The following is a 20,831-nucleotide window of genomic DNA, read 5'->3' as shown; positions in this document are numbered from 1 at the left end:
TCTTACCAGTGCATCTCATCAAGTCTCGCTGCATGCACTGTGTTCCGATCATGATATACGCGAAAGACCATTGCTAGTCCCACTGCTACTTCAGCAGCTGCTACCGTAATCGTAAATATAGCAAATACCTGCCCGGTTAAAGCCTCCGGTGTGATAAAATGTGAAAATGTAATTAAATTTATATTCACCGCATTGAGCATCAATTCAATACTCATCAAAATGCCAATGATTGTGCGCTTGGTCAATACGCCGTACAAACCAATCGCAAATATAATGGCCGCAACGGTCAAAAAATGAGCCATCCCAATCATTCTTCCACTCCCTTTGCCAAAACAATTGCCCCAATCATAGCCGCCAATAAAAGCACGGCTGCAGCTTCCATTGCCACCATATAATCCGTTAAAATGAACTGTGCAATAAGTGATGGGGTATCTTCAACAACTCCCTCACCAAAATAATGCCATGGTGTTGTAGCAATCACGCCCAGTGTAACAACGACAAACAAACCACTGACTACCGCAACTAAACGGGATGGAATATTTTTTTCCGTATCATTCGTTCCATGCCGAGCACTTCTTCTGGTAAGCATCGTTCCCAAAACAAAAACGATTGCAATAGCCCCATTGTAAATTAAAATTTGGACAGCTGCCAAAAAATCCGCCTGCAAAAGTACGTACAAACCACTTACGCCAATAAAGCACAACGCCAATAGCAATGCACTGTGAACAAGGTCATTTTTTGTCACAACCCCAATTGCCGATGCTACTGTAATCGCCGCAAATATAAAAAATGCAGCATTATAGGCCAGCTCATTCATCCAAAATTCCTCCTTTAAGGGTATTGTCTTTTTCACCAGACGCTTTATCATCTGCCGATATCGTTTTTGTTAATTTCTGCTTTGCAATTGCTAAACAATCAACATCCAGTTCATCCCGAAAGTACCGAGAATTTTCATAGTTTTTGTCCCAAGAAATAGCCTTCGTGGGACATGCTTCCACACAAAAATTACAATATAGGCACAATCCTGAATGATATACATATGACTTTAAGTGCCGTTTTTTCGCGTCATCCATAGCAGTCGTAATCTCAATCACATGATTTGGACAGGCCATTTTGCACAGCCCACAGGCGATACATTTTTCCGTATTTAAATCCAACTCACCGCCACGAAAGCGCGCGGGCATGGTTAACTTTTCTTCTGGATACTGCAGCGTTTCCTTTTTGTGAAAAAAAGTTTTAAAGGTTACACGCATGCCTTTTAATAAGCCTTTACCAAGCATATTTTATCCCTCCTAACTGAAAAACTCGTAAATATACATACCAATCCCTGTAATAATAACATTAGCCAATGCCAATGGCAGTAATATTTTCCAGCCAAAAGACATAAGCTGATCAATACGCAGTCTTGGAAAAGTCCAACGAAACCACATAAACAGGAAAATCATTGCACCGATTTTAAGGAAAAACCATATCCATCCCGGTAGCCAAGGTCCGTTCCAGCCGCCTAAAAACAATGTCGCCGCAATCGCTGAAACAGCCAGTAAATTGGCATATTCAGCCAAAAAGAACAATGCCCAACGCATACCTGTATATTCCGTAAATGGTCCGGCAACAAGTTCTGATTCACCTTCAACTAAGTCAAATGGTGCCCGATTAATTTCTGCGGTTGCTGTAATCACATAAACCACAAAAGCAATTGGTTGTAAAAAAATGAACCAAACCTGCTCTTGCGCGGCTACGATTGTACTCATCCGCATTGAACCAACCAACATGACAATGCCTAAAATTGAAAGCACCATTGGAACCTCATAGCTAAGCATCTGTGCGACTGTACGCATACCGCCTACGAGCGAATACTTATTATTTGAGGCCCATCCAGCCATCAAAAAGGCAAAACCGACTGCGCGGATATCGCGATAAAATAAAAAATCCCAATATTCAAATCTGCAAAAATAGCCTTGTTATCAAAAGGAAATACTACGAAAACTGCCGCGGCGGGAATAAATAGCAACATCGGTGCTAACATCCACATCCATCGATCCGCACCATCTGGCATAATATCCTCTTTCGCCATGAGTTTTACCATATCAGCAACCGACTGAAATATTCCCTTAGGACCAACGCGATTCGGACCTGATCGTCTCTGCATAAAAGCACTTACCTTGCGCTCAGCATAAACTAATACAACTGCTGATAAGGAAATGATCGTAAAAATAGCTCCGATATTAATCAGGCTCATACAGATATCGACAAGCTGTTGATCCGGTAAAAAGCTTTCTAATAATGCTCTCAGCATTTTTGCAATCTGAAATAAGCTCATTATCTCTTGCATACTTTGTGACTCCTCTTTATAAAGTTTAGCAATCTACTTCCCCCATTAACGAATCCAAGGTCGCCAGTACTGCTACAACATCACCGATTAACAACCCCTGACAGGTTTCGTTTAATACCTGCAGATTAATAAAGGAAGGACGACGCACATGAATACGATAAGGTTTCGTAGAGCCATCGCTAACGATATAAAAACCTAGTTCGCCACGGGGGTTTTCGATAGAATGATACACATCCCCAATTGGTGGTTTGATTACCTTAGGAATTTTCGTCATAACTTCACCCTCAGGCATTTGCTCCAACGCCTGAGCCACAATACTCGCACTCTGCTTCATTTCTTCCATGCGACCAATATAACGATCCCAGCAATCGCCAACTTTGCCGAGCGGTACTTCAAAATCAAAACGATCATAAATACCATATGGTTCTATTTTTCGAATATCATAGTCAACGCCGGATGCCCGTAAGGCAGGTCCAGTCAAACCAATTTCAAGTGCTCGCTCAGCTGTAATCACACCGGTACCTTTTAAACGATGATACAAAATTTCATTACCAGTTAATAACTCGTGGTATTCCGCCAGCATCGCGGGAAAATCTGCCAAGAAACGTTTTAATTCAGGAATGAACTGTGGTGGTATATCGACAGATACACCGCCAAATCTTATATAATTATAGGTCTGTCTGGCACCGCAGGTCATATCAAATAAATCTAAAATTCGTTCACGAGCACGAAACCCAAACATCATTCCGGTCGAAGCACCAAGATCAATGGCCAGTGAACCCATAAAAATCAAATGACTGGCCATACGATTCAGTTCTGTCATGATAATCCGTAAATATTCGGCCCGTTCAGGCACCGTAATTCCCATCAGCTTTTCTACGGCCAGACAATATCCCCAGTTATTCCCCATAGATGAAACATAGTCCAACCGATCCGTATAAGGTATAAACTGAGTATACGTACGACTTTCCGCCAGTTTTTCAATACCGCGATGCAGATAGCCCATATGTGGTATTGCTTGAATTACCAGTTCGCCATCTAGCTCCAGTACAACTTGCAGAACGCCATGCGTACTAGGATGCTGCGGTCCCATATTCAAAGTATAGGTTTCTGTCTTTACCATGAATTGATTACCTCTTTTCTCCCGTATTAGCAACGAAGTTATACGCCTTGCGCAATGGATGCTCCGTGAATTCTTCTGGCATTAAAATACGTCGCAAATCAGGATGATCCGTAAAATCCACACCTAATAAATCATAAATCTCCCGTTCCTGAAAATTTGCCGAAGGCCAAATCTTTGTCACAGACGGAACTGTTGAATCTTCCATTGTACACCGAACTTTTATCGTAATCGCATGACGAAGCGGCAAGGAATATAAATGATACACAATCTCCATATATTCCAGATAATCAACCGCGGTCAAATTACGCAGCATATTAAATTGATAAAGTTCATTCGTTTTAAGAATATCCAAAACTTCCAACATTCGTTCCGGCATAACAAGCAGCGCTGCTTGAGAGTCCTCACCAATCAATTGTATAGATTCTCCGCAGTGTGCTTGCAGCGCAGCCAGCACCTCGTTTATATCTAGATTGCTCATATTTTTCTCCTCGCAGCCTCAGGATGCTTAATCTTGCGTTTCAACTCCAGCATGCCATGAATCAGAGCTTCCGGACGCGGCGGGCAGCCAGGAATATAAACATCAACTGGCAGAATCTTATCCACACCAGGTACAACCGAATAAGAATCCGCAAAAGGTCCTCCCGAATTTGCACAACTGCCCATGGCAATCACATATTTCGGTTCAGGCATCTGTTCATACAAACGCTTCAAAGGTCCTGCCATCGCCCAAGTCAAAGTTCCCGCTACAATAAGCAAGTCAGCTTGTCTTGGCGAAGCACGAAAGACCTCATAGCCAAACCTCGACAAATCAAAGCGCGCAGCCGCAGCCGACATCATCTCGATCGCACAGCAAGCCAGTCCTGACGACAACGGCCACAAAGAATTACTTCGCGCCCATTTTAATACAGTATCAAAACTTGTTAAAATGATGTTTTTTTGCAGCAATTCATTGGCTTGCTCTTCTTGTGTTTGCAATTTACTTATTTCCATTCCAATGCTCCCTTCTTCCATGCATAGGCTAGCCCTACCACTAAAATGCCAAGAAAAATAAACATTTCAATAAAGGCAAATGTCCCTAATTGCCGAAATTTAATTGCCCAAAGATATAAAAAGACAGTTTCAATGTCAAATGCGACAAATACTAATGCATATAAAAAATAACTTGCTCTGAATTGAATCCACGTTTCGCCAACCGTATCTACACCACACTCATATGGCATAGATTTTTCCACGTCATTATGACGAGGGCGAGGGCGAATCATAAATGCGGTTCCTAATGCCATTACCGGAAATATCAAGGCAACCAGCAGTAATAGCCCAATATTGCCAAACTCTTGTAACATCCTGGCTTCTCCTCCTCCATTAAAGAATTATTTCACATAGTTCAATAGTAAACACCGTTCACACTCGATACCGAGCTATCCGCCTAAAAAACAAAAGCCTGCCCACTCCAGAGATTTGATACTTATTCTATTTAAATTCACAACAGAATCCACGCTCTATACTCTATCTCTGTCATATTTTATATAAATAATATATTTCTTCGTATCGGGTATGTATAAAGACAGTTTATACCATTTGAGATAATTATAGCACGAGAAAATTTATTTGTCCTTCTAAAATTCACAAATTATCCGCGTGAAAGAGTTCACTGAAAAAGCAGAAAACTCCAATAAAACGTGCCCTGCCCCGATCTAAAACACTCTATATACATCCTGTAAAATCGTTGATTATACAAGGGTTTCGCATCACCAAAAAGCGATCAAACTTAAGCACTTCTACTCAATATTTTCAGATACAAACAGTAATCCAACTTAAGCTGAGCAGACAGTGCTTTTTCATCTTAAAATTTATAAAAAAATAACAAATGTTTATTATAAAAAATAACATATTTGATTTTTCTAAATATAAATAAAAATAAACGGATGATCCCTATCTATAGTTTTAATTACAAAACCACAAACAAATTTTAATTTTCAATTTGTTTTATACCACCTGCCCATAGACAACGAAAGTAAATTATTATCGTTTTCATATAAAAATAGCACATTCTATGGTCTATTTATAAAGAAGTTTTCCGTAATATACTCAAATAGATAACTTCTGGACCAACAGCCAGTTTATGAATTCTTTATTTTTCTAGTCGAATAAAAAATGCCGTTGTCTACAAGCTTTTTATTATAAAGTATTATATCCCTAAGTTTAATATTTTCTCCATCATCTTTTAATAAATTTCTCATATATAATGATTATTATTTTAATGTATTTCATTTATAAAGAATAGAAATTTTTTCTGCATAATTTTAATTTTTGATAAACCAATAAATATTTTTAAAATAGTAAATAAAATAGTATTTATATAATAAATTTTACAAATAGTTTACAATTTAAAAGATCTTTTTTATGTTGCCAAAAAGGAATATACCTTACAGTAGAAGAATACTATTTTAATAGGATACTTATTATTAAAGCACAGTCATGTATTTTCGGATATTCAAACGAATATATCAAGTAGCAATATATCCGTTAAACAAAAGGCTGTTATATGCAAAGGTGGGATTGATTTTGGATTTATTGAGAGCAAAAAAAGGTTTTATATGTGATATGGATGGTGTAATCTACCAAGGCAACCAGCTTCTCCCTGGCGTCAAAAAATTCGTTGACTGGTTATACCGCGAAAATAAAGATTTTTTATTTCTAACCAATAATAGTGGAAAAACCCCGAAAGAACTACATCAGAAACTAGCTCATATGGGCCTTGATGTAGATGAAAGTCATTTTTATACAAGCGCCTTGGCAACAGCGAAATTCTTAGGGCATCAACACCCAGGCTGCAGTGCCTTTGTGGTCGGCGAATCAGGTCTATTTAATGCCTTGCAAGATGCAGGCATTAAAATTACGGATGTTAATCCTGACTACGTTATCATAGGTGAAGCCCTTAACTATAACTACGATCTCATATGCAAAGCCATGCATCATGTTTTAAACGGGGCAAAACTCATTGGCACAAATACAGACTTAACCGGACCATCCGAAAATGGGATTCTCCCTGCCTGCCGTGCTCTGGTTGCACCAATTGAGCTCACAACTGGGAAAAAAGCCTATTATATTGGAAAGCCAAATCCGCTAATGATGCGCACTGGCCTGCAGATTTTGGGCATCCATTCAGCAGAAACCGCAATGATCGGTGACCGCATGGATACAGATATCATCGCCGGCATCGAAAGTGGTCTCGATCCAATTTTAGTTCTCTCTGGTGTCACGACTCGCCGTGAAATGGAAAAATACCCATACCATCCAAGATTAGTTTTAAATGGCGTCGGGGATATTCCTACGCATTAATACAAAAAACACAAAAAAACAGCTTAAAAATTGATATGCTCCCTTTTCATGGACAGTTAAAATAATAAAACTGTCTACTATAAAGGGAGCATATTTTTATGGCATGAAAAGCTATTATTGCAGTAGTGCGCAAAATGTTAACATTTATGCATACTTTTATACATTCATCAATTCTCAACATAAAATTAATAAATTCCCACTGCACTCACGATTAATCAGAAAATTTATTAACTCAAACTTCGCAGTTGCGAAATGACCTGTGTACCCTAAAAATTCAATAATAATTGGCATAAAAATAGCCTGAAACTTCCATTTTTAGTATAATTTAATCGCTAAAAGAAATGATTCGTCTTTACGGCAAACGCTAGGGCATCGAGATATTTTTCAAATTCGCAAATCTTATCTGAAGCTCAGCGAGGAATGCCAAGGGCTTTCGTATGATACAATGACGGCCCATGTGGCGATTGTGTTTACCAGATATATGAAGTGTTATTTTTTGTCACAAAGAAAACCTCCAAGATGATGTAATATAAAATCATCTTGGAGGTTTTTACAAAAAAACTTATAACGGTGTTAATAATTATGATCTATTATTTTTATATTCCGCACCACGATTACATTTAGGAGTATCGAGATCGCAATGATTTTTACAAATTGGACAAAGTTTATCATCGCTTTGAGCTTGATGTTCATGGCCATTTTCATCCATACCTCTATGCCCATTTTTACCATGATAATGGTGGTGCATACACTTTTTCATGAAGTGCTCAGCAAAGCCTTCGTGTTCACCGTGGTGATGATGTTCATGCATAGGGTGATTCATCAAAGATTGATGGCCTTCTGGCATTTTAGATTTTAATTCGTCAATTAATTTATCCATGTAATTACTCATATTAGCCTGCTCATCTACAGCAAGACAGCTAAAGACATCTTCGCGATTTTGATCGGTCGCTGATAAATCTTCATTTTTAGCAGCTTCTTCCATTCCTTTTTCTGTTAATTCAATATCTAATGCCCGTTTGTCTTCTTCAGAAGGAATTCTCACAATATCTCCGTTTTGTTCAAGTTTTGCTAGCAATTCACCCATTGATTGCGGGCGTATTCCTAATAAAAAAGCGAGCTTTGTTTGCCTCATTTTAGGTTCCAATTTAAGTAACGATAGAATTCTTCCTTGTCCGCGATACGGACTATGCATACAATGCCCTTTTGTATGATGATGACTATACATCATCATACGCCCTAATGTAATAAATTTTTCCATAAAATATCACTCCTCTATATTTGTAAGGTACCTTAGTTTTTATTATAGCAAGGTACCTTACAAAAGTCAATGCCACATTTTAAAATTATTTCATATAGCAAATATTTCCAATATCTGCCATGGCGGCGCCTGATTTTTCTCGATATGAGAATATTTACGGTAAAGCTCTGATGTATGATAAATGATATTTCTATATTAATACCGGCAAGGTATTGCCATCTTTAAGGCTCATAGGCAATGATTCGCCTGCGAAGTTTGAGTTAATTATTATTTATGGTATTGTTGTTCTATCTTTTCAATGAGTTTCGTAACCTCAGGATCTTTTAAATAATTTTCAATTGCAATGATTGGCTTGTCCTTAACAACCATACGAGTCCGATCCACTAATTTTTTATGTGTAACAATAATATCAGCTTCAGTCGGAATATTTTCAATAGCAAAATGTTCAACACGAATATCGATTCCCAGTTTGTCTAAATTTTTTTTCATAACGCTTGCTCCCATTGCACTGCTTCCCATACCCGCATCACAGGCAAAGGCAACAAAAGTAATGAGTTTTTGAGATGTATTATTTGTTATATCGGTAAGAATATTTTTTCCTTCCTGTTTCATTGACTTGGTCCGAACAATAGACTCATTTAAATCTTCATCCTTATTCGTTTTAGAAATTTTAAGAATGAATGCTGTAATTAGAAAACTTACTACGGCTGCAACAAAAACACCAGCTATTACACCTAAAAAATTACCTTTTGGTGTAAGTGCTAAGTAGGCAAAAATAGAACCAGGACTAGGACCTGCGACAAGACCTGCCCCAAATAATTGAAAAGTAATTATTCCACATGCAGACCCGCAAATCATAGAAATAATAGTAATAGGTTTCATTAGTACAAATGGAAAATACATTTCATGAATACCACCGAAGAAATGTATTATTATTGCACCGGGTGCTGTACTTTTTGATACGCCTTGACCAAATAACGCATACGCCAGCAATAAGCCTAACCCCGACCCTGGATTTGATGCAACCATAAAGTAAATAGATTTTCCTGTATCTAAAGCATCTTGCATTCCCAAAGGATAATATACTCCCTGATCAATAACATTATTTAAAAACAATACTTTAGCTGGTTCATTGATTAACGCCAATATTGGTAAAATACCAGTGCTTACCAATACTTTTATTACTATACTGATAAGATTATTTGCTTCCTGTACAGCTGGACCAATTAGTGAATTTGCTAAGAGACATAAAATAAGACCTACAATACCTAGAGAAAAATTGTCAATTAACATTTCAAACCCTGATGGAATATGATTTTTAATTGCTTTATCAAATTTTTTAATCACATAAGCACTAAGCGGCCCCATAATCATTGCACCAAGAAACATAGGTATATTAGCTCCTACAATAAGACCTATCGTTCCTACAGTTCCAGCAATTCCACCTCTTGCATCATATACTAACTTCCCCCCAGCGTATGCTAATAACAAAGGTAATAAGGAACTGACCATCGGGCCTACTAATTTAGCAAACGCTTCATTGGGAAACCATCCTGTCGGTATAAATAGTGCAGTAATAAACCCCCAAGCTATAAAGGCTCCCATATTAGGAATTACCATGGCTGTCAAAAAACCACCAAATGCCTGAATTTTAGCTCTTATATTCGTTGTCATATTTATTCTCCTTTCAAATTCACATCATATTTCTATATAATAAAAAAATAATGATTAACTGACAAATCAATTAATAGTAATACCAATAAGAAATTTAAAGTCAAAAGTATTTTTTGCATTACATTAAAAAATTTAGCTTTGAACAGATTATTATAATTTAATAATTCTGATTTTTTAATATATTAATGCATAAGGTTGCTTGAAGTATCACGACTATCTATTAATGAGTGCTACTCTTACTCCAGATTAGCGTGATAATTCCATAACTTTTTCAACTCAATATTTTTTTTATCGATAATCATCACTGCTACCACATCACCAAATAAAAACAGGCTTTGCTCAAATAAACTGGACATTGGCTGTTTTGATACAATTTCATCAGACAAATAAAGTTTTGTCTGAACCGGGATACGTACCATTAAATCTGTAATAGGCGCCAAAGAACTTTTAGAATTGGACCCTATGTGTATGATTTTTCCACCTATCTGCTTAGCCTTTTTAGCGATAGCTACTGGAATTAAAGATTCACCACTGCCAGATCCTATCACTAAAACATCTTTTGATGTCATCGCTGGCTCATTAATATCACCCACTATATGCACCTTTATACCAAGATGTGCCAGCCTTTTAGCAAAAGCTTCTAATTCTAGTTTTACGCGACCCACTCCTACAAAAAAAACTTGATCAGCTTCCAAAAGCATATTCATAAAGTTATTGACTTCGTCTTCATTAATTTTATCTAATGCTGATGAACATTCACTTAAAACTAGTTTTACTGCCATTTTATAATTCATCATGCTTACCTCCTTTGAAAAAATTATTAACGATTTCGTTCACCTGCTGATAATTTGCTGCATAACTATTTTCTTTACGAAAAACGCTTTTGCTGCCAGCTACCAATACATCCGCACCCGCGTTCAACAATTTAGGAATTGATTCCAATGAAACACGACCATCAACAATTATTTTAGCTTTAGAATTATGACACTTCAAAAATTCTTTGCAATGATGTATTTTTTCTAAAGCATATGGCACCATCCTCTCATTTTTCCCATCAGCATAGCCCGGGTTTATTAACATTAATAAAACATAATCACAAGCTTCAACAACGTACTCAAGTACGTCCAACGGAGTCGCCGGATTAAGAGCAATTCCTGCTTTGATATCTGCCTCTTTTATAAGTTGCAACATCTTTTCTACATGAATACCTGATTCATAATGAAAAATAATACTAGCTGGTTTTATTTTCACCAGTTTTTTAATAAAGAATTCATTATCAGTAGACATGATATGCACATCAAAGTCCATACTACTTTTAGCTTTAAGCTGCTCCACGCTGGAAAGCCCTATCGGCATACTTGGGCTGAAATGTGGATCAATAATATCAACATGTAAGGATCGCATCCCTGCTTTTTGCAAAGTATTAACCTCCTGTTCTAAATTGCATAAATCTGCACATATAAGTGAAGGAGATACCTCTATATATTTTTTCAAACTCACCATTCCTTTCGCAATGTTTAACAATAATATTATTGTTTTAATGGCCTTTAAAGCAAGATTATCATTGTTTTATTATTTTGTCAATATTATTTTATTGTTTTTAATTGCAATAAATTGATTTTTATATTGTTAAACATTGCGATTATTTGACATAAAAGGATTATAATATTACAATAATTATAATCCTTTAGTGATCATTGCTAAAAATATGGTATCATGATACTCGTTTTACATTCATATTCATAAAAAACAAGGAAATATCTCCAAATAATATTATTAAGAGGTGCTTATTATGCCCAAGCTTATAACAGCCGAAAGAAGAAATAACATAGCTGAATTAATTATCTCCAATGGAAGCATCAAAGTTGGAGAAGTCGCAAAAAAATTTGATGTTTCAACGGAAACTATTAGAAAAGATTTGATTTATTTGGATAAAATTGGCGTCATCAAAAAAAGTCGTGGTGGTGCTTTATCCTCTTTAGAGATTATTGAAAAGCCGCTAGAATATAGAAACACGGAAAATTTTGATTTAAAAAATGCTATAGCAAATAAAGCCCTTTCTTTTGTAAAAAATAATTCTGTTATTTTTATTGATGCTGGCAGCACCACTCTGTGTTTGGCCAAACTCCTGTATTTAAAAAAAGGACTTACTATTATTACCAACTCATTTAGTGCTGCCAACGTTTTATCCAATAGCCAAAACATAATACACATGAGCGGTGGGCAGTTAAACAATACCACCATGGCTTTAGAAGGCTTCGGTGCTACTAATTTTCTAAGTAAAATTAAAGTTGATATAGCTTTTTTAGGCTCCAGTGGCTTTAAAGAACATAATGGACCGACTTCTATAGATTTTTCCGATGCTAATGTTAAGCAAACAATGATTGATAACTCTAAACTAGCCGTAGTTCTAGCAGACAGTAACAAATCACACTCTACAGCTTTAGTGGAATACACCTCTTGGAAAAATATAGATTATTTAGTCACGGATAACGGAATGGCTTCTATTGATGCAGATAATTTAAAAAAACATGTTGAATTAATTATAATAACTTCATTCCCACAGTAAAAATTTACAACATTTAGGGAAATCTCTAAATTGGTCACAAAAAAGCATCGGCTTCACAGTCGATGCTTTTTTGTAACCAATATCAATTAAATTATTGGTCTTTTTGTTATGATAAATTCTTTATACTCTGATAATATGGCATTTTTAAATTTGATGATTTACTCAAATCCTAGTATAATGAGCAAAGCATTTCACCATACCTTTCTCATCCGTGGAAATGACTAACTGTAAATTTAAATCAGGTAATCTAATTTCAGAAAGAAGGCTCACAGAAAATTGAGTAGTGAAAAAAAAGGCATTGTGTACGCCGTACTTTCTTATCTTATGTGGGGTCTTACACCAATTTATTGGAAACTAATCCAGCACGTATCTTCAGCAGAAATTTTAGCACAGAGAATTTTTTGGTCTTTTATTTTTATGCTGGGAATTCTACTGATCATGAAAAAATGGTCTATGTTTCTTGCTTTCATAAAAGAGCTCCTGGAAAAACCAAGACTATTGTTATCACTTTGTATTGCTTCAATATTAATTAGTGCAAACTGGGGTATTTTTATGTGGGCAGTGATCCATGGAAGGATATTAGAAGCCAGCCTCGGACAATATATTACACCTCTTACCAGCATACTATTGGGTGTAATTCTACTAAAAGAACGATTAAACAAACTACAAACCATCTCATTTTTATTAGCTGGAATTGGTGTATTCATCTTAACGTTTCATTACGGCGGGGTTCCCTGGCTGTCACTTAGTTTGGCTCTCACCTTTGGATTTTACGGTTTAGTAAAGAAGGTTATTAAAACAGATTCGACAATGGGACTAGCCATAGAAACAATGTCAATTGCCCCATTTGCATTCTTATATTTAAGTCATTTGATGGTGCAAACGCAATTGCAATTCACTGAATCCATTTCAACAAGTTTGCTATTAATGGGCAGCGGTGCAGTAACCGCTCTACCGCTTTTATTATTTACAAAGAGTGCGAAAACTGTTTCCTTATCCATGTTAGGTATACTTCAATATATTTCGCCAACCCTGTCACTCCTGGTCGGTGTCTTTCTTTATCGTGAAACACTATCAACAGCCCACATAATGGCATTTATATTTATCTGGTCAGCTCTTGCGCTATATACTTTTTCTTCGGTTTCCAACCGAGGAAAAAAACTTTACTTCGCTAACAAAACATAGCTTAATGTTTTATCATAATTTATTGCTAATATCTAAGCATTTTAATATTCATACGAAACTTATACTTATTTTATTAAAACGATGCCACATTAATATTTTTAATGCGGCATCGTTGCTTATATCCAAGAATATATTTTTTTAGTGCTCCATTGATAAAACCCGACTAGCTTCTGCACTTTTATCTTCTTTTATTTCTGTATAGAAATACCATGCAATAACAATAAAGCAAATAAGCGGAATAAAGAACGCCATGTGCATAACTCCTGTTATATCAGCAAACAAACCAAAAACAGCTGGGAATATAGCTCCACCAATAATAGACATTACCATCGCTGCTGCTGCAGCTTCACGATAAGATGGATCAACATTATCAAGTGATTTTGCATAAATTGTTGGATAGCCCGGCCCCATAAAAGCACTCGCAAGTACAACCGCATACATAACTGAGAAATCTGGTATAAGTACGACATAGGCAAGACAGAGACAGCCTGCAAGAGAATACCATAATAAAACTTTGTTAGCCGATAATTTACTCAAAAGTGCGCTTGCTACAGCTCTCCCAATAAAAAATATGATAAAGCTTGCTATCATATAGTTGGCCGCTTCTCTTTCATTGATCGATGTATCCATAACAAGTGCTAATCTGATCGTAAATGACCATACAGCCGCTTGCATACCATTATAAAGAAACATTGCTAAAAGACCGCGTCTAAATCTCTTTACACTAAACATATACCGTAATGTTTTCATAGAATTTAATTTTATCTTAGGCGCATTATCTGCCATTTCTACAGCAGGTTTACATTTTGGAAATTTAATAAGCATAAACAGTACAAACAATACTACCAAAATACAAACAATAATTTTATATGGAGTAAGTGTATACTGAAGCATTTCCAACTGAAAAACATGAATTTGATCCTGTGTCATTTGTGCCATTTGAGAGGTCAGGCTCTCGCCTTCCTGAAAAACTAAATATTTACCAAGCAAAATACCACATATATTGCCAATAGGAGTAAACGTTTGGCTTAAATTAATACGGAAAGTTGATGACTTGTTTGGTCCAAGCATTGTACTATAAGTATTTGCCGAAGTTTCAAGAAAGCTCAAACCTAAAGCAATAGCAAAAATTGCTACAAGAAACATGTTATAAGTTGCCATATGCGATGCTGGAAAAAATAAAAAACACCCACATATATAAAAGAACAAACCTGCAAGAATCGTAGAAACATATGAACTTTTTTTAATAAGAATAGCTGCGGGAAGTGCCATTACAAAATACCCACCAAAAAATGCACTTTGCACTAATGCACTAGCAAAATTACTAAGTTCAAACACACTCTTAAACTGTGTTATAAGAACATCATTCAAACTGTTTGCTATGCTCCATAACGGAAACAGCATTGTCATTAATGCAAATTGTAGAATAGGTGTCTTGGTTAAATATCCATCCGATAATTGTGTCCAGTTCTTAGACATTTTTAATCATCCTGCCTTTCAAATAAACAAATCTATATTTTTTGTTGAAACGTATATTCATCAATTGAGCCTAAAGTTTATGGCTTAATTACACCTTTTTTTAAAATAACATTTGCATACATGGCTTGTTCACTTGTTGTCACTACTGCATATGCCTGTGCGCCACGTTTATAAAACTCATACTTATTAATAGGCAATTCACGCGCACCAGTTTCTTCATATTTACCAATAATTTCTCGATATGTATTCCATATTGTCGGCACATATGGATCATTTGGTAATACTTCCATAAGTATTGTTGGATTTTCAACATACGAATCAAGTGGCATAAATTTCATAATGGCATCTAGCAGTTCCGGTATACCATGACCATCGCAGCGAACAACCCTTGATGGATGCCCCAACCGAGGATAATTACCATCAGCCAACACCAGTTCGTCTCCGTGCCCCATCTCCATTAAAATTTTCAATAATTCTGGCGTAAGAATATTGGGTATATTTTTTAACATAGATTTCACCCCACATATTTATTATAAAAAAAATAATCAATCCGTCATGCGTAGAAAACTATCCACTATTTAATACCAAGTTCAGCCAAATCGGCCCATAAAGCTACTGGAATATCCACTTGCGCCCATTCATAATTTTTTTGCACTTGTTTAAATGAAGACACACCACATACTACACTCACAACATTTTTATTACGTAAAGGGAATTGCAGTGCTGCTGCACCAATCGGAATATTATATTTATCACATACTTTAGAAATCTCCATAACTCTATTAAACACTTTTTCTGGAACCTTCCCATATTCATAATGCCCAGACGAAATATCTTTTTTAACTAATACTCCTGAAGCAAACACTGCGGCGGCAGCCACTGAAACGTTATGCTTTTCACACTTCATAAAGAAATCAGCTCGATCCGTTTCTAAAAGATTATAACGATTAGCTAGTAGCATAATATCCATATCTGCATAATCCATTGCTTCCATCATGATTTCTGTTTCATTCGCACCAATACCAAATGCCTTGATATCGCCATTTTTTCTAAGCTCTTCCAACGCTTTAAACCCAGACGTGCACAATGTTTTAAAATGTTTTCTTTCATCGGCATTATCACTATGTGCATATTTTCCAATATCATGAACATATAAAATGTCGATACGGCGCGTACCAATTCTCCGCAGAGAATCTTCATACGAACGCATAATTCCATCATAGGAATAGTCATACACTCTGTTAAACGGATTTTCATCATAAAAATCAGCCGCCTGCAGACCAGCTTCCTGCCGTGGCATTAAAAGCCGTCCAACCTTTGTCGACAATACAAATTGATCTCTATCCAATGTACGAAGACCAAGTCCCAGCCGAATTTCTGCCAAGCTGCTGCCATAATGCGGTGCTACATCAAAAGCTCGCCAGCCCATTTTGATTGCTCCTTCTATCGTTTCAATTGCTTCGGTGTTCGAAAGTTTGTGGAATAAATTCCCCATTCCAGATGCCCCAAACGTCAATGCCGGCACTTCCAAACCTACACTTTTGATTCTATTCATTTTAATCATTACAATCACCCTTTCAGTATCTTTTATACATGATCTGCTGAAAGCGAATAAACATTTTCAGCATTTTTATAAAACAACTTATTTTTATCCAGCTCTATATGTTTTTCCAACCATTTATTTAAGATTTTTACCACCTGTTCATATTCAGCTGCAACCAATGCAACAGGCCAATCAGAACCAAACATAATTCGATCCTGTCCAAACGCCCGATAGACGCTATCGATATATGGCTCAAAGTCTTTTTGCTGCCATTTTTTCCAATCAGCTTCTGTCACCATACCTGATATTTTGCAATAAGTTTTATCGGATACCTGTGCCATTTTCATCATATTTTCCTGCCATAAAGAAATCTCCTGTTTCTTAATCGCAGGCTTTGCAATATGTTCAATTACAAAAGTTACATCTGGGCACTGCTTTACCAGTTCGATTGCTTCGGGCAGTTGTTTTGCTATAATTAGTAGTTCATAGACAAGTCGGTTCTTTCCTACCGTACGACAACCTTCGATAAAATCCGGTTTCAGTAAATGGTCTGCTGGCAAGCCCTGTGACATAAAACGAATGCCCTTCAACAGCGAACCGCTTTGTTTCAAATGATCAATATCCTGTTGGACCCTTGCACCTTTACGAATATCACACCAGCCAATAACGCCTTTAACCAGTTCATTGTCATCCGCAATTTTCAACAATGCTTCTGATTCTTCCGTTGTCGGAATGGCTTGTACTAAAATGGACCCATTTACATGATTCGTCGAAAGCACTTTTTTTAAATCAACAAACGAAAAATCCCTTCGAATTAAATCCATTTCCTCTGTAATCCAGGAAAAATGCTCTCCCTTCAATTTCCATAAATGATTATGTGTGTCAATAATTTTTTGTTCTGCACCCATGAGTAAACCCCACCAATTCTTTTATACCATACTCCATAAATATACGAATCTTCTATTTTTCCTTTCAAAACTTCAGCACAACTTTGAGCATTGATGCCGCATTTTTATCAAAGTCGTCAAAAGCCTTTGCCGCATCTTCCATTTTATAGGTATTCGTAATTATTTTTTCTAAATCAACTTTCCCGCTTTTTACTAAATCAATCAAAGCAAGAAAATCTTTTTTTAATGCATTTCTGGAACCAAAAACATTTAATTCCTTTTTCTGCAATAAAGTAAAGTCAAAATCAAGATTTTTCTTACCAACACCAATTTGGATAACTTTACCACCAAAAGCTACAGCATCAATACAATTTTGAAATGTTGACGGTAAACCAACCGCTTCAATCGTAACATCAAAGCCCTTACCTTCTGTACACTCTGCTATTTTCCTTGTAAAATTTTCTGCAGTATCGTTTAAGATACCACCTGCCAGTTCAAACGTATTTACCGCATATTCTATTTTGCCTTTCGCTATATCTGCTATATAAACCTTCGCCCCCAGGGCTCTGGCAGAGACAGCCGCCAAGACGCCAATTGTACCAGCACCAATTACTAAAACTTTATCTTCCTTTTGCACATTGGCACGACTAACACCATGATAACTTATACAAAATGGTTCAATCAAAGCCAATGTTTTAGCCGGAAGCCCTTTCCCATCATAGATACGTTCAATCGGCATCGTTATATATTCAGAAAAAGCCCCATCCCTTTGTGCCCCTAGTGTCTCATTACTTGTACAGCAATTCACGAGCCCGCGTTCACAAGAATAACATTTACCACAATTAAAATATGGATTACAGGTTACAATCATTCCCGTTTTAAGTCCCTGATGATTTGCGCCTATTTCTATAATCTCTGCTGAAAATTCATGTCCCGGAATTCTTGGATAAGAAGCATATGCAAAAGTACCTCGATACGTCCCAAGATCGCTGCCACAAATCCCGCCATACAAAACCTTCAATAACGCTTCACCTTCTTTGGGTACTGGTTTTTCTACTTCATGAATTTCTACACGACCAGGTTGATTAATTATTATGCTTTTCATTTTGACAGACCCTCTTTTTTTATTTATTGTGATAAAAAAACATTTATAAATCGTCTACATACCAAACACAGTATATTCAGAAATAAATACATGTTTTCCATTTCAAATCTTATGTAACGTAATTTATAACAGCAATGAGTTCCTATATATGCTAAACTCCATTCATAAAAATTATCACACTATAATACAAAGCAATAACAATGCCAACTTTTACTGCGTATTCATTATTTTCTGAATATGGTATGCCTAAAGCTATGTATTTCGCGATAAAATCCGCTCAAAAAAATTTATGAGCGGATTTTATCTGAAGAATTTTATTTTGATTTTTCTCACAACTTAACTTTTTTATTTCAAAAATGAATTACATATATTTCATTTTTGAAACTATTTTGTTTTTCTCCATAAAGTTACACGACTAATTCCCATTTTTGCACACACCTCTTCTGCTGTATGTGTTTTTAATAAATGTCGAATAATTTCACGTTCCATCTCTTTGAGAGATAGATTGGTCGATAAATGAATGTCTAACCCTTCGGATTCTACAATGGGTTCTAAAATTGATGCCGCCTGTCTGGCATCAATAACTCCACTTTCAAAAGCCAAAACCTCTGCAACATTTTTTAACTCACGAATATTTCCCGGCCAGCTGTATTCCATTAAAATTTTTTCACTTTTTGCATCCAGCTTGGGAAAATCATTTTCATCGGTATGATATTTTCTTAGATAATAATTAAAAATCGGCATAATATCTTCCTGTCGTTCTTTCAATGAAGGCAGCTGTAACTTTAATACATTAATCCTATAATATAAATCAAAACGGAATTTTCCCGCTTGCGATAATTTTAATAAATCTTTATTCGTTGCACAAATAACACGAATATCAAGCGGCACAATTTTGTCATCACCAATGCGCATAATCTCACGTTCTTGTAAGACACGCAGTAACCGACTCTGAACCGCTAGTGGCATTTCACCAATTTCATCGAGGAATATTGTCCCCTTATGGGCTAGTTCAAAAAGACCACGCTTTCCTGATTTACGCGCTCCTGTAAAAGCACCTTCCGCATAGCCAAACAATTCACTTTCAATCAAATTAGGCGGCAAGGATGCACAATTCACGGATATAAATGGTTCCTGAGCTCGCTGGCTCGCATTATGTATGCTTTGAGCCAGTCCCTCCTTGCCAGTTCCCGTATCACCATAAATCAAGACATTCGACTTTACTGCTGCAAATTTTTCTGCCGTCATTACAACCTGTTTCATAACAGGAGAACGTGTTATAATATCCGCAAAATGCCATTTTGCATAAAAACCCTTGTTATACATCGACAGCCTTATTTTTCGTTCGTTTTTTTCGATACGGCTTATTTCTTGAAAGATCCACACATCATTTTTATATTGATTGTATACCTCCAGCGAAATACTTTTTAATAATATCTGATTATCACCGATTTCAACTATCTTCTCCTTATGAACCCCTTCTATTTTTCTCAATATATCCTGCCGCCAGTCAAAATCATTTTCAGTATTTAATATTTCATTGGCAATCCGATTCGAAAAAATTGGTTTTTGTTCACGATCCAGAATCACAACCCCTTCCTGAATATTATTAATAATGGCGTTCATTCTTTCCAGTTGAAGTGTGGCAATGCCTTTTGAATAAACGATATTTTGTGCTTCCTTAATCGCCTTGCGTATGGATATTTCCCCTGATTCAATATAAGCATGATCAATACCACAGGCATCTGCCGCTTCGACAGCTCGCTTGCAGCCGATAATACAATCAATATCGTCTTTGTCTAAAGATCTGACCATCGTCGCGATTTCAATATCAGTATGGCAAGGGCGCACTTGTATCTTTACTCCAAGAAAGTTAAAATCCGTTTCTATATTATCAATAATATTATCCTTCGTTACGATTGCAATACGTTTATAGCCTTTACACAAAGCTTTTTCAATGATCAGCAAAATATCCGTAAATGATGTATTAATTTCAACAATTGTTTTTTCTGGTAAAACTTTCAAATCATTCGCCGTCCCGCCACGACTTATTAATACAGATGCGTCGGGGAACTCTTTGATCGCCGACAAGGCTGTTTCATTATTGGCAATGATAACTGGTATTGATAGTTCCATTTCTAAAATAACACGTTTCGCAACATCCGCTATTTCTTTAAACGGAGCAACAAATAAAATTGACTCCATATTTATACACCTCTTCTAATCCAAATCCTCTATGAGTATACTACAAAAATCATCATCTTCCGTTCAAATCACAAATGATCGACCTCTACCTAAATATAACCGCGACGGACATGACATAATAAAAAC

At 36.3% G+C, this 20,831-nt stretch carries 20 protein-coding genes and 1 pseudogene; 3 read left to right on the top strand and 18 right to left on the bottom strand.

The features are described from left to right. Nucleotides 1-2: 2 nt before the first annotated feature. From nuoK to BMY14_RS03345, 8 genes and pseudogenes are all read right to left on the bottom strand, one after another. A complete protein-coding gene (gene nuoK, locus BMY14_RS03380; RefSeq protein ID WP_091829200.1) occupies nt 3-311 on the bottom strand; it encodes an NADH-quinone oxidoreductase subunit NuoK in 309 nt (102 codons plus the stop codon). Further along, nucleotides 308-817, bottom strand: a complete 510-nt coding sequence (locus BMY14_RS03375; protein WP_091829198.1) for an NADH-quinone oxidoreductase subunit J family protein — start codon at nt 815-817, stop codon at nt 308-310. Before BMY14_RS03375 ends, nuoK begins: the two co-directional genes overlap by 4 nt. Further along, nucleotides 810-1,280, bottom strand: a complete 471-nt coding sequence (locus BMY14_RS03370; protein WP_091829196.1) for a NuoI/complex I 23 kDa subunit family protein — start codon at nt 1,278-1,280, stop codon at nt 810-812. The genes BMY14_RS03375 and BMY14_RS03370 overlap by 8 nt, the downstream gene beginning before the upstream one ends. 12 nt (nt 1,281-1,292) lie before the next feature. After that, nucleotides 1,293-2,332 (bottom strand): annotated as a pseudogene (gene nuoH, locus BMY14_RS03365) (NADH-quinone oxidoreductase subunit NuoH). Nucleotides 2,333-2,357: 25 nt separating this feature from the next. Beyond that, nucleotides 2,358-3,455, bottom strand: coding sequence for an NADH-quinone oxidoreductase subunit D (locus BMY14_RS03360; RefSeq protein ID WP_091829194.1), 1,098 nt, complete (start codon nt 3,453-3,455; stop codon nt 2,358-2,360). 7 nt (nt 3,456-3,462) lie between these two features. Beyond that, nucleotides 3,463-3,933 carry an NADH-quinone oxidoreductase subunit C gene (locus BMY14_RS03355; RefSeq protein ID WP_091829192.1) on the bottom strand — a complete coding sequence of 157 codons (471 nt, stop codon included), beginning with the start codon at nt 3,931-3,933 and terminating at the stop codon, nt 3,463-3,465. After that, nucleotides 3,930-4,445 (bottom strand): NADH-quinone oxidoreductase subunit B, encoded by a 516-nt coding sequence (locus BMY14_RS03350; RefSeq protein WP_019552765.1) that lies wholly within the window; start codon nt 4,443-4,445, stop codon nt 3,930-3,932. The genes BMY14_RS03355 and BMY14_RS03350 overlap by 4 nt, the downstream gene beginning before the upstream one ends. Continuing rightward, entirely contained in the window at nt 4,436-4,798 is a 363-nt protein-coding gene (locus BMY14_RS03345) for an NADH-quinone oxidoreductase subunit A (RefSeq protein WP_019552764.1), read from the bottom strand. The genes BMY14_RS03350 and BMY14_RS03345 overlap by 10 nt, the downstream gene beginning before the upstream one ends. A 1,222-nt stretch (nt 4,799-6,020) precedes the next feature. On the opposite strand from BMY14_RS03345, the gene BMY14_RS03340 reads away from it, so the two are divergent. Then, a complete protein-coding gene (locus tag BMY14_RS03340) occupies nt 6,021-6,797 on the top strand; it encodes an HAD-IIA family hydrolase (protein WP_143063136.1) in 777 nt (258 codons plus the stop codon). Between the two features lie 580 nt (nt 6,798-7,377). Here BMY14_RS03340 and BMY14_RS03330 read toward each other — a convergent pair. From BMY14_RS03330 to BMY14_RS03315, 4 genes are all read right to left on the bottom strand, one after another. After that, nucleotides 7,378-8,058, bottom strand: a complete 681-nt coding sequence (locus BMY14_RS03330; protein ID WP_091829190.1) for a MarR family winged helix-turn-helix transcriptional regulator — start codon at nt 8,056-8,058, stop codon at nt 7,378-7,380. A gap of 267 nt (nt 8,059-8,325) precedes the next feature. Continuing rightward, nucleotides 8,326-9,732: a PTS mannitol transporter subunit IIBC gene (locus BMY14_RS03325; protein WP_091829188.1), complete on the bottom strand. Its 1,407-nt coding sequence runs from the start codon at nt 9,730-9,732 to the stop codon at nt 8,326-8,328. 236 nt (nt 9,733-9,968) lie between these two features. Beyond that, nucleotides 9,969-10,529 (bottom strand): 6-phospho-3-hexuloisomerase, encoded by a 561-nt coding sequence (gene hxlB, locus BMY14_RS03320; protein ID WP_245741242.1) that lies wholly within the window; start codon nt 10,527-10,529, stop codon nt 9,969-9,971. Then, entirely contained in the window at nt 10,516-11,235 is a 720-nt protein-coding gene (locus tag BMY14_RS03315) for a ribulose-phosphate 3-epimerase (RefSeq protein WP_143063135.1), read from the bottom strand. The genes hxlB and BMY14_RS03315 overlap by 14 nt, the downstream gene beginning before the upstream one ends. Nucleotides 11,236-11,524: 289 nt before the next feature. Here BMY14_RS03315 and BMY14_RS03310 point away from each other — a divergent pair, with 289 nt between their 5' ends. Together BMY14_RS03310 and rarD are read left to right on the top strand one after the other, a co-directional pair. After that, nucleotides 11,525-12,301, top strand: coding sequence for a DeoR/GlpR family DNA-binding transcription regulator (locus BMY14_RS03310; RefSeq protein WP_091829183.1), 777 nt, complete (start codon nt 11,525-11,527; stop codon nt 12,299-12,301). Nucleotides 12,302-12,577: 276 nt separating this feature from the next. Further along, nucleotides 12,578-13,486: an EamA family transporter RarD gene (gene rarD / locus BMY14_RS03305; RefSeq protein ID WP_245741240.1), complete on the top strand. Its 909-nt coding sequence runs from the start codon at nt 12,578-12,580 to the stop codon at nt 13,484-13,486. Nucleotides 13,487-13,624: 138 nt separating this feature from the next. Here rarD and fucP read toward each other — a convergent pair whose 3' ends face one another. From fucP to BMY14_RS03275, 6 genes are all read right to left on the bottom strand, one after another. Then, nucleotides 13,625-14,965 (bottom strand): L-fucose:H+ symporter permease, encoded by a 1,341-nt coding sequence (fucP, locus tag BMY14_RS03300; RefSeq protein ID WP_091829181.1) that lies wholly within the window; start codon nt 14,963-14,965, stop codon nt 13,625-13,627. A 77-nt stretch (nt 14,966-15,042) separates the two neighbouring features. Then, nucleotides 15,043-15,474, bottom strand: coding sequence for an RbsD/FucU family protein (locus BMY14_RS03295; RefSeq protein ID WP_091829179.1), 432 nt, complete (start codon nt 15,472-15,474; stop codon nt 15,043-15,045). A gap of 65 nt (nt 15,475-15,539) precedes the next feature. Then, nucleotides 15,540-16,529: an aldo/keto reductase gene (locus BMY14_RS03290; protein WP_091829177.1), complete on the bottom strand. Its 990-nt coding sequence runs from the start codon at nt 16,527-16,529 to the stop codon at nt 15,540-15,542. 23 nt (nt 16,530-16,552) lie between these two features. Next, a complete protein-coding gene (locus BMY14_RS03285; RefSeq protein ID WP_091829175.1) occupies nt 16,553-17,416 on the bottom strand; it encodes an amidohydrolase family protein in 864 nt (287 codons plus the stop codon). Nucleotides 17,417-17,480: 64 nt separating this feature from the next. Then, complete coding sequence (locus BMY14_RS03280; protein WP_091829173.1) at nt 17,481-18,500, bottom strand: zinc-binding alcohol dehydrogenase family protein; 1,020 nt, start codon at nt 18,498-18,500, stop codon at nt 17,481-17,483. 384 nt (nt 18,501-18,884) lie between these two features. Further along, on the bottom strand, nt 18,885-20,705 hold the full coding sequence (locus tag BMY14_RS03275) for a sigma 54-interacting transcriptional regulator (RefSeq protein ID WP_091829171.1): 1,821 nt from the start codon (nt 20,703-20,705) through the stop codon (nt 18,885-18,887). Nucleotides 20,706-20,831 lie beyond the last annotated feature (126 nt).

Source organism: Propionispira arboris (assembly GCF_900109225.1).
Lineage (GTDB): Bacteria > Bacillota > Negativicutes > Selenomonadales > Selenomonadaceae > Propionispira > Propionispira arboris.
The sequence above is the reverse complement of the archived record's forward strand: the minus strand, read 5'-3'. Positions and strand labels throughout refer to the sequence as shown.